At 60.5% G+C, this 13,731-nt stretch carries 12 protein-coding genes and 2 pseudogenes; 10 read left to right on the top strand and 4 right to left on the bottom strand.

Annotated elements, in window-relative coordinates:
- Positions 1 to 7 precede the first annotated feature (7 nt).
- The 8 genes and pseudogenes from trbE to YUO_RS0133770 all read left to right on the top strand — a co-directional run bounded on the left by trbE (position 8) and on the right by YUO_RS0133770 (position 7,917).
- A complete protein-coding gene (trbE, locus tag YUO_RS0133800) occupies positions 8 to 2,449 on the top strand; it encodes a conjugal transfer protein TrbE (RefSeq protein ID WP_028351195.1) in 2,442 nt (813 codons plus the stop codon).
- Complete coding sequence (gene trbJ / locus YUO_RS0133795; RefSeq protein ID WP_028351194.1) at positions 2,446 to 3,180, top strand: P-type conjugative transfer protein TrbJ; 735 nt, start codon at positions 2,446 to 2,448, stop codon at positions 3,178 to 3,180. The genes trbE and trbJ overlap by 4 nt, the downstream gene beginning before the upstream one ends.
- Positions 3,180 to 3,557 (top strand): putative entry exclusion protein TrbK-alt, encoded by a 378-nt coding sequence (gene trbK-alt, locus YUO_RS49130; protein ID WP_083754829.1) that lies wholly within the window; start codon positions 3,180 to 3,182, stop codon positions 3,555 to 3,557. Before trbJ ends, trbK-alt begins: the two co-directional genes overlap by 1 nt.
- Before the next feature lie 4 nt (positions 3,558 to 3,561).
- Positions 3,562 to 4,815: a P-type conjugative transfer protein TrbL gene (gene trbL / locus YUO_RS0133790; protein ID WP_028351193.1), complete on the top strand. Its 1,254-nt coding sequence runs from the start codon at positions 3,562 to 3,564 to the stop codon at positions 4,813 to 4,815.
- Positions 4,815 to 5,498, top strand: coding sequence for a conjugal transfer protein TrbF (gene trbF / locus YUO_RS0133785; RefSeq protein ID WP_028351192.1), 684 nt, complete (start codon positions 4,815 to 4,817; stop codon positions 5,496 to 5,498). Before trbL ends, trbF begins: the two co-directional genes overlap by 1 nt.
- A gap of 53 nt (positions 5,499 to 5,551) precedes the next feature.
- A pseudogene (gene trbG / locus YUO_RS42590) lies at positions 5,552 to 6,476 on the top strand (P-type conjugative transfer protein TrbG).
- Positions 6,473 to 7,669 (top strand): TraB/TrbI/VirB10 family type IV secretion system protein, encoded by a 1,197-nt coding sequence (locus YUO_RS0133775; RefSeq protein ID WP_028351191.1) that lies wholly within the window; start codon positions 6,473 to 6,475, stop codon positions 7,667 to 7,669. The pseudogene trbG and the gene YUO_RS0133775 overlap by 4 nt, the downstream one beginning before the upstream one ends.
- Before the next feature lie 8 nt (positions 7,670 to 7,677).
- On the top strand, positions 7,678 to 7,917 hold the full coding sequence (locus tag YUO_RS0133770) for a DUF2274 domain-containing protein (RefSeq protein WP_028351190.1): 240 nt from the start codon (positions 7,678 to 7,680) through the stop codon (positions 7,915 to 7,917).
- Here YUO_RS0133770 and YUO_RS48195 read toward each other — a convergent pair.
- Together YUO_RS48195 and YUO_RS0133760 are read right to left on the bottom strand one after the other, a co-directional pair.
- Positions 7,893 to 8,132 (bottom strand): annotated as a pseudogene (locus YUO_RS48195) (LysR family transcriptional regulator); the annotation flags it as partial. The gene YUO_RS0133770 and the pseudogene YUO_RS48195 overlap by 25 nt on opposite strands.
- Before the next feature lie 792 nt (positions 8,133 to 8,924).
- Positions 8,925 to 9,179: a hypothetical protein gene (locus YUO_RS0133760; RefSeq protein ID WP_028351188.1), complete on the bottom strand. Its 255-nt coding sequence runs from the start codon at positions 9,177 to 9,179 to the stop codon at positions 8,925 to 8,927.
- A 191-nt stretch (positions 9,180 to 9,370) separates the two neighbouring features.
- Between YUO_RS0133760 and YUO_RS47480 the strand changes: the two genes are divergently transcribed.
- Positions 9,371 to 9,565: a hypothetical protein gene (locus YUO_RS47480; protein WP_028351187.1), complete on the top strand. Its 195-nt coding sequence runs from the start codon at positions 9,371 to 9,373 to the stop codon at positions 9,563 to 9,565.
- 1,791 nt (positions 9,566 to 11,356) lie between these two features.
- On the opposite strand, the gene YUO_RS0133740 is transcribed toward YUO_RS47480, so the two are convergent.
- Positions 11,357 to 12,136, bottom strand: a complete 780-nt coding sequence (locus YUO_RS0133740; RefSeq protein WP_063830340.1) for an SDR family oxidoreductase — start codon at positions 12,134 to 12,136, stop codon at positions 11,357 to 11,359.
- Positions 12,137 to 12,302: 166 nt separating this feature from the next.
- Between YUO_RS0133740 and YUO_RS0133735 the strand changes: the two genes are divergently transcribed.
- Positions 12,303 to 12,920, top strand: coding sequence for a TetR/AcrR family transcriptional regulator (locus YUO_RS0133735; protein WP_028351183.1), 618 nt, complete (start codon positions 12,303 to 12,305; stop codon positions 12,918 to 12,920).
- 333 nt (positions 12,921 to 13,253) lie between these two features.
- Here YUO_RS0133735 and YUO_RS0133730 read toward each other — a convergent pair.
- The coding region (locus YUO_RS0133730) for a hypothetical protein (RefSeq protein ID WP_028351182.1) at positions 13,254 to 13,731 on the bottom strand (478 nt) is incomplete at its 5' end.

Raw genomic sequence — 13,731 nt, 5'->3', positions numbered from 1 at the left:
GCAGCCCATGATGAACCTCGCAGAATATCGTCGTTCCACCACGCGTCTGGCGGACTTCCTGCCATGGGCCGCACTCGTCGATGAAGGTATCGTTCTCAACAAGGACGGATCGTTTCAGCGCACCGCGCGCTTTCGCGGGCCGGATCTGGATTCCGCAGTTCCGGCTGAACTCGTTGCAGTCGCCGGTCGCCTCAACAATGCGCTCCGACGCCTCGGATCCGGCTGGGCGGTGTTTGTGGAGGCACAGAGGTACTCATCGAATGCTTATCCGCCAAGCAGTTGTCCGGATGTGGCATCGGCTCTGGTCGATGCCGAGCGCCGGGCCCAATTCGAGGAAGAGGGGGCTCACTACGAGTCAGCCTATTTCCTCACCTTCCTGTATCTGCCGCCGGCCGAGGATGCGGCGCGCGCCGAGCGGTTTCTGTACGAGGGGCGGGAGCGTGGCGAGGCTGCTGATGCCCACGAGGCGTTACGTGGCTTTGTCGACCGGACCGACCGCGTGCTGCAACTGGTCGAAGGGTTCATGCCGGAGTGCCGGTGGCTCGATGACGGCGAGACCTTGACCTATCTGCATGCCTGCGTCTCAACCAAGATCCACCGCGTCCGCGTCCCCGAAATTCCGATGTATCTCGATGCGCTGTTGGCCGACCAGCCGCTGACAGGCGGGCTTGAACCAATGCTGGGCGACCAGCACCTGCGCGTGCTCACGATTGTTGGATTCCCAACCGCGACCACGCCGGGAATTCTGGACGATCTCAATCGGCTCGCTTTCCCCTATCGCTGGTCGACCCGGGCGATCATGCTCGACAAGGGTGATGCGACGAAGCTCCTGACCAGGATCAGGCGGCAGTGGTTCGCCAAACGGAAGTCGGTTGCCGCCATTCTGAAGGAGGTGATGACCAACGAAGCTTCGTCCCTTATCGACGCTGATGCCAACAATAAGGCTATCGATGCCGACGCCGCGTTGCAGGAACTCGGCTCCGATGTGGTCGGAGAGGCCTTTGTCACCGCCACGATCACGGTCTGGGACGAGAATCCGCTCATCGCCGATGAACGATTGCGCCTCGTGGAGAAAGTGATTCAGGGGCGCGACTTCACCTCCGTGGTGGAAACCGTCAACGCCGTCGACGCCTGGCTGGGCTCGTTGCCCGGCCACGTCTATGCCAACGTCCGTCAACCCCCAGTTTCGACCTTGAACATCGCACATATGATCCCGCTGTCGGCTGTCTGGGCGGGGCCGGCGAGGGATGCGCATCTCGGTGCGCCGCCGCTGTTCTTCGCGCGGACAGAAGGGTCCACGCCGTTCCGCTTCTCCCTCCATGTTGGGGACGTCGGCCACACGCTGGTGGTCGGCCCGACCGGTGCGGGCAAATCAGTGCTGCTCGCGCTGATGGCGCTGCAGTTCCGCCGCTATCCGTCCTCGCAGGTCTTTGCCTTCGACTTCGGCGGCTCGATCCGGGCAGCAGTGCTTGCCATGAATGGCGATTGGCATGATCTCGGCGGCGCGCTGTCCGACAGCATCTCCGAACCGGGCGCCCTGCAGCCGCTGGCCATGATCGACGACGAAGCCGAGCGCGGCTGGGCCGCGGAATGGATCGCAGCCATTCTCGCCCGCGAAAAGATCGACATGACGCCAGATGCCAAGGAGCATCTGTGGTCGGCGCTGTCTTCGCTGGCGTCGGCACCATCAGGTGAACGTACGCTGACCGGCCTGTCTGTGCTGTTGCAGTCTCAGAGCCTGAAGCGGGCGCTCCAGCCGTATTGTCTGGACGGCCCCCACGGTCGCTTGCTCGATGCCGAGACCGAGCGGTTGGGCTCGGCTTCGGTCCAGGCGTTCGAAACCGAGGGTCTCATTGGGTCGGGCGCCGCGTCGGCGGTCTTATCCTATCTATTTCACCGGATTGAGGGCCAACTCGACGGTAGGCCGACGCTTCTCATTATCGACGAGGGCTGGCTTGCGCTCGATGACGAAGGCTTTGCCGGCCAGCTCCGCGAGTGGCTCAAGACCCTGCGCAAGAAGAATGCTTCCGTCATCTTCGCCACCCAGTCGCTGTCGGATATTGATGGCTCGCCGATTGCGCCTGCCATCATCGAAAGCTGCCCGACACGGCTGTTCTTGCCGAACGAGCGCGCGATCGAGCCCCAGATCACTTCTATCTATCGGCGCTTTGGTCTCAACGACCGGCAGATCGAGATCCTCGCGCGTGCCACGCCCAAGCGCGACTATTACTGCCAGTCTAGGCGCGGCAATCGCCTGTTCGAGCTGGGTCTTGAAGAATTTGCGCTCGCCTTCACCGCGGCTTCCTCAAAGTCCGATCATGCCATGATCGAGCGCGTGCTCGCCGAACATGGCCGCGACGGCTTTATCATGGGATGGCTCGCCGCGCGTGGGCTGGGTTGGGCTGCCGATCTCATTCCCGGTCTCAGAGTGCAGGAAGGCTTGTCATGAGGCATCGCCGTCGCCTCTCGGCGGTGAGTGCGCTCGCCATTGCCATCACCTGCGTGGTTTCGCCGACCTCGGCCCAACTAATCGTTTTCGACCCGAACAACTATGCGCAGAACATGCTCACGGCCGCCCGTGAGCTGCAGCAGATCAACAACCAGATCATCTCGCTGCAGAACCAGGCGCAGATGTTGATCAACCAGGCCAAAAACCTCGCCAGCCTGCCGTATTCATCGCTGCAGAAGATCGAGCAGTCGATCCAGAAAACCCAACAGCTGCTCGCCGAGGCGCAGCGCATCGGTTACGACGTCCAGCAGATCGACCGGGCCTTCTCGACCACCTATGCACCGGCCTCCACGAACCAGTCGGATCAAGACCTGATCGCGAATGCGCAAACACGCTGGCAGAACTCTGTGGCGGGATTGCAGGATGCACTGCGTGTTCAGGCGACCGTCGTCGGCAATCTGGATACCAGCCGCGCCCAGTTGTCGGCCCTCGTCAGCTCAAGCCAGGGTGCGACTGGGGCGCTGCAGGCAAGTCAGGCCGGCAATCAACTCCTTGGCCTGCAAGCGCAGCAGCTCGCCGATTTGACCGCTGCCGTTGCGGCGCAGGGACGGGCGCAAAATCTCGAAACTGCCCAGCGTACCGCGGCCCAGAATCAAGGGAGGGAGCAGCTTCGGCGCTTTCTCACCCCCGGCCGCGGCTATCAACCGTCAACCGTGCAGATGTTTCACTGATGAGCGGACCTGGCACACTCAAGCAGTTGCTGCTTGTTATCGCGGCAGGGTTTGTCCCGGTTCTGGTCGTCGCAGCCTGTACCATCCAGCTTCGCGGCGATGGCGACAATCCCCCAACGAGACCGCCGGCATCGCGGGCAGCCGATCCGCTCGCTGGCAAACTCGAACGCTGCAGGGCAGTAACCACCGAACAACCGGCTGAACTCGGGGAATGCCGTCGAATCTGGACCGAGAACCGCCGCCGCTTCCTGGGACAGAGGGAAGTGCGCACCGTCGATGGTCCGCTGAATAGCGAAATGCCGTCGTCAGCGCAGCCTGGGGTTCGGAGCCACCTGCCTGAGGGCTCACCCTCCACTGCAACACCGAACAGCGAGTGACCCGATGGGCGGCACCGGCGTCATTGACCGATTTCTGGAAACGTTTACCCGCTATATCGACAGCGGCTTTGGGCTCCTTGGAAGCGAAGTAGCCTTCCTCGCTACCACGCTGGTCGCGATCGATGTTGCGTTGGCCGCCCTGTTCTGGGCCTGGGGTACCGATGAGGACATCATCGCCCGCCTCGTCAAGAAAACGCTGTTCATCGGCGTGTTCGCTTACCTGATCGGCAACTGGAACAATCTGGCTCGCATCGTTTTCGAGAGCTTTGCCGGTATTGGTCTGAAAGCCTCCGGCGCGGGATTGTCCTTGGCTGATTTCCTGCGCCCGGGGCGGATTGCGCAGGTCGGCATCGATGCGGGACGGCCGCTCCTCGACTCCATCTCGGGATTGATGGGTTATGTCAGCTTCTTTGAAAATTTCATCCAGATCGTGGTGTTGCTGTTCGCCTGGGTGATCGTATTGCTTGCCTTCTTCATTCTTGCAATCCAGCTCTTTATCACTCTGATCGAATTCAAGCTGACGACGCTTGCAGGCTTCGTCCTGATCCCGTTCGGGCTATTCGGCAAGACGGCATTCGCCGCCGAGCGCGTGCTCGGCAATGTCATTTCGTCAGGCGTCAAGGTCATGGTGCTCGCCGTCATCGTCGGGATCGGCTCGACGCTGTTCTCGCAGTTCACCGCAGGCGCGAACGGCGCACAGATCGGCATTGAAGATGCCATGGCTTTGGTGCTGGCGGCATTGGCGCTGCTGGGTCTGGGGATCTTTGGGCCCGGCATCGCCAACGGCATCATCTCCGGCGGTCCGCAGCTTGGCGCTGGCGCCGCTGTTGGGTCGGGAGTGGCTGCCGGCGGTGTCGTGGTGGCCGGAGCGGGTCTTGCTGCCGGTATTGCCGGTGCAATTGCCGGCGCCTCGCGTGTGACAGCGGCGTTCGCGGGTAGCGCCGGCGGCGCGCTTCGTGCGCGTGGCCTGTCCGGTGTCTCCGAGGCCGGCGCTTCCGCGGCGGCGAGCCCTCTTCGTCGCGTGGCCGCTAGTCTTGGAAGCGGCCCGGCACCCGGGGACGGTGCTGCATCCGGCGATGCCGGCGCAACCAATGCTGCAGCTAGTCCGACATCTTCCGATGCGCAGCCCGGTTGGGCCACGCGCATGAAGCGCATGCAGGCCATGAGCCGTGGGGCATCCGCCGCCACCCATGTTGTCCGCTCTGCCGACCATGGTGGAGGAGGTGGCTCCGTTGATCTCTCCGAAGGAAAGCCGTGATGTTCAAACGACCATCCGTTCACTATGGCCGCACGCCCCGACCCGTAACGCCTTATCAGAAGGCGTCGCAAGTCTGGGATGAACGCATCGGTTCGGCGCGCGTGCAGGCCAAAAACTGGCGGCTGATGGCCTTCGGTTCCATGATCCTGTCCGCCGGACTCGCAACCAGCCTCGTTTGGCAATCCACACTGGGGACGATTACGCCCTGGGTCGTTGAGGTCGATCGCCTCGGTCAGGCGCAGGCCGTCAGCCCAGCCAATCCCTTCTACCAGCCGACCGATCCGCAGATTGCTTTCCACCTTGCGCGCTTCATTGAAGGCGTACGCGGCCTTTCGGCCGATGCCATCGTGCTGCGCCAGGACTGGCTGCGGGCCTATGACTTTACGACCGACCGCGGCGCCGCAGCGCTCAACGATTATGCCCACGTCAACGATCCATTTGCCAGGCTCGGCAAAGTGCAGATTGCGGTCGAAATATCCAGCGTCATCCGCGCCTCCCCGGAAAGCTTTCGGGTCGCCTGGATCGAGCGCCGCTACGACAATGGCCAGCTTGCCGCCACCGAGCGCTGGACCGCTATCCTCACCATCGTGATCGAAACTCCGCGCGATGTCGACCGTCTGCGCAAGAATCCGCTTGGGGTCTACGTCAACGCCATCAACTGGTCGAAGGAGCTTGGACAGTGAGCACACAGATTTTCGGATTCACCAAGCCGAGTGCTTGCAAGTTCACGAGCCCGATCCTGCTTGTTTGCATATTGGCATTCAGCGGCTGTACCACCTTCAAGCCGCCGCAGATCAGCTACGACGATGATGTCCCGCCACTTGCCAGTCCGCCATCGCTGGCGGAGGATCGTCCGCAATCACTGCACGTCCCGCCATCCTGGACGCCGGCGAAGGGAGGCGCGAAGGGGACAGAAGCAAAAGAGCCCATCGCCCGGATCGAGACCGCCAATGATGCCGCACGAGTCGAGCCGCGGAAGGCCGGCTACTTCAACGCCGTGCAGGTCTTTCCGTTTAGTCCAGGTGCTCTGTATCAGATCTACGCAAGCCCGGGACAGATCACCGATATCGCACTCGAGCCGGGTGAGCAGCTCACGGGGTCGGGGCCGGTTTCGGCAGGAGATACCGTGCGCTGGGTGGTCGGCGACACCGAAAGCGGAAGCGGCGATTCCAGGCGCGTCCACATCATGGTCAAGCCGACGCGGCCCTCGATCGAGACCAACCTCGTGGTCAATACTGACCGGCGCACCTATCTCATCGAGCTGCGTTCGCGTGAAAAATCCTATATGCCCTCGGTGGCCTGGTTTTATCCCGAGGATCGGGCAGGCCGTGCCCGGGCTATGCCTCCGACACTGATTCTTCCCGAGCCTTCCCAGCGGCGCTACCGCTACACCATCGAGGGCGACAATCCGCCCTGGCGGCCCGTCAGCGCCTATGATGATGGCCGCAAGGCCTATATCGAGTTCTCACCTGGCATCGTTCAGGGAGAGATGCCGCCATTGTTCGTCATCGGCCCGGACGGCAAGCCTGAAATCGTCAATTACCGAACCTATCGCAATGTGCTGATCGTAGATCGGCTCTTTGCCGCGGCCGAGCTGCGGCTCGGTGGGCGACACCCAGCAAACAGTCCGGATTATCAGAAGTGACGGGAGGTCTTCATGACCGGCGCCGGAACGAACGATAGTGGCAGTCCTGATGCCGCCGCGCCTAAGGCCTCTGAGGAGATTGCTCGTTCCTTGCGGCTCCGCCCAGAACTTCCACGCGTTACGCGTCTTTCGCGCAAGGTCCTGGCTGGCGGCACGGGTTTGGCGCTCGTCCTCGTTTCCGGAGCCGTTCTGTGGGCCTTGCAGAACAATCGTACCCGCGGTCCTATATCCGAGGAACTCTACAGTACCGATCATCACAATGTGGCCGATGGCCTTGCCGGGCTGCCGCGTGACTATGCGGGCATTCCGCGCGACGTGCCGCGCCTCGGACCACCGTTGCCGGGCGATCTCGGCTGTCCCATCGTTGCGGCCCAAGCCCAGTCTGGACCGCTTGCGGTGGATTCCGAGCAACAGCGTATGAGCCAGGAAAGCGAGGCCGCGCGCACCAGCAACGTGTTTGCATCAACGAATGTTCGGCCATCGGCGGCAGGGACGCCTGCCGAGACGACCGCAAATGCTGTGCCATCATCCGATGAGGCATTTGCGCAGAATGGACAGGATCGCAAGCTTGCCTTCGTCAATGCCTCGGTCGATCGCCGCACCACGAGCCCCGACCGCGTGACAAAGCCGGCGTCACCCTACGTGGTGCAGGCTGGGTCCGTGATTCCTGCGGCCCTCATCACGGGGATTCGTTCTGATCTACCAGGGCAGATCACCGCGCAGGTAACCGAGAACGTCTTTGATACGCCGACCGGTCGCTTGCTGCTGGTGCCCCAGAGTGCGCGCCTAATCGGAATCTACGACAGCCAGGTTGCCTTCGGACAGTCGCGCGTCCTCCTGGTCTGGACACGCCTGATCATGCCGAACGGCCGATCGATCGTCCTTGAGCGCCAGCCGGGTGCCGATACCGCAGGCTATGCTGGGCTTCAGGACGAGGTCAATCATCACTGGGGCGAGCTCTTTAGGGCGGCGCTGCTGTCGACCTTGCTTGGTGTCGGAGCCGAACTTGGATCCGGCTCGGATACCGGCAATGGTAACAGCGCCATCATCCAGGCGCTTCGCCGTGGGGCAGGGAGTTCCCTCAACCAGGCCGGTCAACAGATTGTTCGGCGCAATCTCAGCATCCAGCCGACCCTGACGATCCGGCCTGGTTTCCCGGTGCGGGTCATCGTCAACCGCGACCTCGTGCTCGAACCATACAGAGGCTGAAAGAAACCATGGCCAAGCTGAAGCTCGGCACCATTGCCGATGACAAGCCCGTGAAGCTTACCGTAGAACTGCCGGCAAGTGTCCATCGCGATCTCGCAGCGTACGCCGACGTGCTTGCCCGAGAAACCGGGCAGTCGATCTCGGATCCGGCAAAGCTGGTGGCGCCAATGCTGGCGCGGTTCATGGCGACCGATCGAGCCTTTGCGAAAACACGCCGCAAGGGTCAGCCGGCGCAAGGCAAGGGATAGCGTTCGCCCAGGAGTTTGAGGAAATTTGCCAGCGCCGGATTGTCGTTGTCCTTGCGCCAATGCGCGGAATAATTGACCTAGCTCGGCCCCGTACCATCGCGTACCTCTCGATAGGTCAGGCCGGCGAAAGTGACGCCAATATCCGACTCGGCCACCAGACTGACACCGAAGCCTATGCTGATGAGGGTTTTGATGATGCCTCTGCTGACGTCATGGTGTTAATCGGCGTGGGGTCTCGACGCCGATCGGCACGATAACCCTCTGATCCACCTAACATTGGAGGGGGCATGCTTCGGCGCCGATTTACAAATTGCTACTTACGTCGGCACGACCGAGCAGTTTCCAGGAGTGCTCCTTGAGGGAACGCTTATTTTCAGCGAACAACAGCTGCCTGCGCCGGAGCCGAGCGGACCGATGCCAAAGTTCGACCCTGACAAACTTCCAAAACTCCCGAAGTGCTCCCGCTGATTGATCAGGTTTCTGTCCTAAGCTCGATCGCCGGGAACGCCGCACCCCGCCATATCGCTCGCTGAAGTTTTGGGCGAGCGGGGAGCAGTCATCGAAAAGCCCGGCAGCGGAGACTGCCGGACGATCGCAAGTATACGAATTCGTGATGAAAATCCTTATTGAACCGATGTTCACGCGTCTGGCCTTGATCGAGATCAACCGAAGCCCTGCAAGTCGATTATTTTCGATGCTGTCGCAATGGGCGCGGCGCAACGCAATGGTGTGGACACGGCGCATGGAAGGTTACGCCGCCGCGTCGTTGCAATGTTACGCACGACAATGACCACGCTCGCCGAAATTCGTATCACCCGCACTGCAATCGCTGTCCCACCGCCGCGCATGCAACTCTCGGAATGGGTCGAAAGCAATCTCATCCAATGCACCAAGGGTACGGCGCGATCGCGCGGCTTTCGGTCAGTCAGATCAAATAAACAGGGGCGCGTGACGGCCTTTCTTGCACGACGGAATTTCAGCGCTGCTTCGAGTTTCCAGGCCGCGCATCAGTTCTCGCTCGTCAAGTAGTTCAGCATGGTATTGCAGGCGTCCTCGGCCTCGGCGAAATTCTTGAAGGGCGAGCCGATGATCCTGATCGCGCCACGGCTCTGGTAAAGCGGACGCCATGACGCAACATAGCCAGGGCTTCCGTGAAGGCCGGGACCGGTTGGGCTCTCGAAGCTGATCACGAACGAATAGCCGTCGCTGCTTGCGCTCCATATTTCCATGTCCTCGACGGCAAGGTGGAATTGCAGGGACATTTGCAGTTGCTCACCCGTGGCTGCCAACTCGGCTGGCGCTAACCTGCGACATTCCTCTGTGAAGCACCACCCTCGGGTGGGTAGCCCGGCATGTGGCAGGCAGTGGGAAAAACCTGCATCGCTGTTGTATTCGCGCAACGCTCCTTTCTGCTCTGCGGCGATATGCTGGTGTTGGCTGGGGAGAAACCGCGATGTTCGACGTCTATCTAAACGGCAGGCGCGATTTGCTGGTCGTCCGCAGGGGATTTCCGATCCCTCCTGGCGACGCAACAGGCAGGTGGCGCAAGCGGAAGAGAAGGGTCGCCAGTGTCAGCGAGGAGATTAGGCGAGCCGTTCAGAGGCAAGGCTACTACATGCGGAAGGTGGGCGACTTCAGGAAAAATTAGAATGTGCGCGCCATGAGACGAAGCTAAGGCGTTGCAGTGACCGTTGCCGGACGATGCGTTGGGGATTGTCGCACGGGCGAGGACAAGGAAGATCGGGCGGCTGTCAATCGGCGCCGAAGCATGACCCTTCGATGTCATGTAAATCAGAGACTTATCGTGCCGATCGGCGCCAGGACCCCACGCCGAATAACAGCCCGATCATTGAACCGCACGCCTGCGCCGCCTCCCGAAGTAAAGCAGCCTCGCACCAATAGCGAGGCGATGAAACGCAGGCGCGAGTTCAGGAAGGCGATGCGTCAGCGAATCAAGGATAGCCGCGTCTCGTGATCTGTCCGAGGAGGAGTTCAAGCCAGCCCTGACTGAAGCACCACGAAATCGCGCGCTTCACCGAGAAACACGGGCCGAATGTCGAATGGCTGCTTGAGGGCAAGGGGCGCTCAGCTCAAGCGCACCCTTCCTTAACTCCGGATCCCTAAGCTCAAGGCAATCGCGGAGGTCATCACCCGCGAGAGTAATGAGTAAGAGCCGTCGCTGTCTCAACCCAGAGGCGGCTTTTTCGTACCTAACGATCAGCTTGAATAGTCTCAAAAAGGATACACCGCCGGGCTCGAAATACATGTCCCGGCGGCGCCCTTGTTTCAAACTGGACTCTGAAATTCCAGTTGCTGATCAATCCGCAATTGCTGTGCCACGGCGATATGACGGCCGCCGGTTCACGCTCCCCTGAATAATCTTCACGTTTTGTTAACTTCCGAACAGACGTTTCCGGTTTTTCCCGCTTCAATACCGGCGCTTCGACGAATCAGTATTTGCGTTCACCCGGCGGTCAGCTACGGCCCCCGGGCGTTTAACCCCGCAAGTCGGAGGTTGGTGTCATGCAGCGTCGCCGATCCTTTATGACACGCGAGATGGTTCTAGTTGACGCCTCGATAGCATGGACCATTACCGTGCTTGCGGGACTGCTGTTGCAGCTCTTCGGAGTGTAGGACCGCCTTTCACGCCAGAGCGAAAGGGCCGCCAACTGGAGGCGGGTAGACCGGCGCTAAGCCCTGCGCAGAAAACGGCGGGACCTTTTTACAAATGGGGGTCTGTTTTTTTCGTGTTGGCAATGGGCTCCGATGACGTAGCGGACTCGTGTGACTTCCATGAGGTCAGGTCCCCAGGAAGCAGAATGGGGGTCTCGACCTCGTTTTTTAGGCTGAATGCAATCCCAATGCATCCCGCCAACACCAGCAGGCCTCCTGCAATCATCAGCCAGGCGAGCAATTCCAATAATGGCATTGCGGTCTCCCGCATTCATATGGCGGTGCCATAGATTGTTACAAAGCACTCACTCCGCACTGACCGACAAAATCGCTTCGAGATAATCGCAATGAACGGAGATCGGTGACTTGTTTCCGTCGAGCAGGACGCGGGCGCAATTTACGTAGATGCTGCTCCGCCCGACGACAGTGCCCGTCTTGTCAGCAAGTCGCGGACAGCGTGACGCACCGAGTGCGCTTATTTGAACACGATCCCCAATCGAAAAATCTGACGTCATGGTGCCAGTCCAGTCTGCATGGGATCATGCAAGGAGCTTGATCCGTGAGGCTGCTTTCCAGAATTGCTCGGTCGGCTCAGTCCAGACAAAGCCAACCTGACTTGTCTAAATTTTTAGTTAACACCAAATTTCTTGGGCGCGTTTGGAAATAGAACTCTGACTCTTGCTCCTTTCTGTTCTGGTTGAGAGCTGGTCCAGTCGGTCAGGAGCGTCGCCTGCATCAGGCGCGCGTGGCGCGCCGGCGATGCCGGTCACCATTTCTCGACCCACGGCCGGAGCACGACTTCGAACGCCCACGTCGACCGATGCTGGCGATGCAGTTGCAGATAGGTTTCGGCGATATGGTCGGGGTCGGCCATATTGTCGTCGACGGTCGTTCCCGCCAGCCGGTGCGCGCGAGTCCCGTCCTCCTGAGTCCAGCCGATCGCGGCGTCGATCGGCACATTTGCTACGTGGATACCCTGCGGCATCAGTTCTCTTGCCATACTTTGCGCGAGTCCAGACTTGGCATGACATGCCATCGCAAAGGCACCGCTCGATGGGAAGCCTTTGAGCGCTGCGCTGGCGTTCGTGAAGATGATCGTTCCCTTCGCCCCGTTGGCGTCCAGTTTGTTTCCGAGCATGAGTCGAGCTGCCTGTTGACCCACCAGAAATGCGCTGAACGCCGCGTTTCGAAGTGTTTCTAGCGCCATGACTGGGTCCGCTTCGATAACGCTCTTGCGGAAAATGCCGGGGACCCGGCCATCGATGTTGTGCACGACAAGTCTCGGCGTCCCAATGTCCTGCACGATATTCTTGAACAACCGCTCCACGGCCGCCGGTTCGCTCGCATCGCAGGCGTATCGACGCACCCCATGCATTTCCTCAAGTGTCTCAAGAACCGCTTTTTCGGGATTCCTGGCTGCCACAGCAACACGCATACCGTTCTTCGCGAACAGCCTCGCGCAACTTGAGCTGATGCCCGGACCGCCACCGATAATGAGTGCAACGTCCTGGACGGAAGGTTGGGCGTCGCGCTTGGACTGAGACATGTCGCTTACTCGCATGCGGGTTGGGAGCTGGCAAAGTAGTGGTAACGGCCGTGGTATGCTGCCTCAGGTCAGAAGCGAAGCAATCATTAATTCTAAATCAGAACTATAGGTAGTTGCAATGAGCCCGACTGGGCGGTACCTTTCAGTACCTTATCACATGTGAGACATGGACAATACTCGCGGCTCGCAGACTTCTATTCGCGATCGAATCCTGTCGGCTGCTTTCCAGTCGCTCAAGGAGAACGGCGTTTTAGGCGCGAGCACCCTTGAAATCGCGACTAGGGCCCGTGTGTCGAAACGCGAGCTCTACACACTGTTTTCGAACAAGGACGAGATCTTCCTCGCCTGTATCGCCAAACGCGCAAGCGCGATCAGCGGCAGCGTCTCGGAACTGCCCGAACCCAGCACAGCGCGAGAACTCTTCGGCGTACTCCGGGAATTGGGATTTAGGCTTCTCAAGGAGGTCACACGCGCCGACGTTCTCACTGCGTTCAGATTCGCGATCGCGAGAAACGGTGATCTCCTGGAGGTCGCGCGCATTATTGACAGGAATGGGCGCCGTGCGAGCCGCGAAGCGCTTGCGAAAGTGATCGACCACGCCGTCAGTCGCGGTCTCCTGAAACCCTCGGAGACGAAGCAGATGGTCCGGACCTATATGGGGCTTTTGTGGTCCGATCTTCAGGTGGGGCTTCTTTTGGGAGTGCTCAAGCCTCCGGCCGAAGACGAAATGAAGCTCTTCTCCGAGCAGGCCGCGCGGGAGTTTCTGGCGATCTACGGTACCTGAATCGATTATCTGAACGGACGGTCGCGCATCGGCTCGCGCAAGCTCCGCAGGTGCTACCTGTAAGCTTGGATGTGGCGCAGTCCCTCGCCAAATCCCAGCCACGTAACAAACCAGTGAAACGCTGCAGTCTCGACGCTTCGCTCTTCGGCCTAGATCGTACCAATTGGGTACCATGACTGCTGATGCGGAGAGTCCAATGAATGATCCGGGTGATGTGCCGCCGGCATGCAATGAACCGGGCTTCGGATCGAAGAATTCCTTTTAGGAGGATTCCGGTTCCGTCCCAAGCGCAGGGTAAGTCGGCGATGAGATTGCCAATCTGTGCAGGCTTGGTCATTGCCAGCGTCGAAAGATGACGCTGGCGTTGACGCCGCCGAAGCCGAAGCCGTTCGAGATCGCATGCTCCATCGTGACGCGCCGAGCGTGACGGGCCACGAGGTCGACGCCTTCAGCGGCCGGGTCGCCATTTTCGAGGTTAAGAGTGGGCGGCGCGACCTGGTCGCGTAACGCGAGGATCGTGAAGATTGCTTCCGCTCCCCCGGCTGCGCCGAGCAGATGACCGGTTGCCGATTTGGTGGCGCTCACGGCGATCTTTCCGTCGCGGCCGAACACGGCTTTGATTGCTTCCAGTTCGGAAAGGTCGCCAACCGGCGTCGAAGTGGAATGGGCGTTGAGATGCTGGATGTCACCGGGCTTAAGGCCGGCCTGCCGCAAGGCGCCTTCCATGGCGCGGCGCGCGCCGTCGCCGTCCTCGGGTCCTGACGTGATATGGTAGGCATCAGCGGTCGTGCCATAGCCGGCGATTTCGGCG

The organism is Bradyrhizobium murdochi (assembly GCF_000472965.1).
GTDB lineage: Bacteria > Pseudomonadota > Alphaproteobacteria > Rhizobiales > Xanthobacteraceae > Bradyrhizobium > Bradyrhizobium murdochi.
Note: the sequence above shows the minus strand (reverse complement) of the source record. Positions and strands in the feature narration are given on the sequence as shown.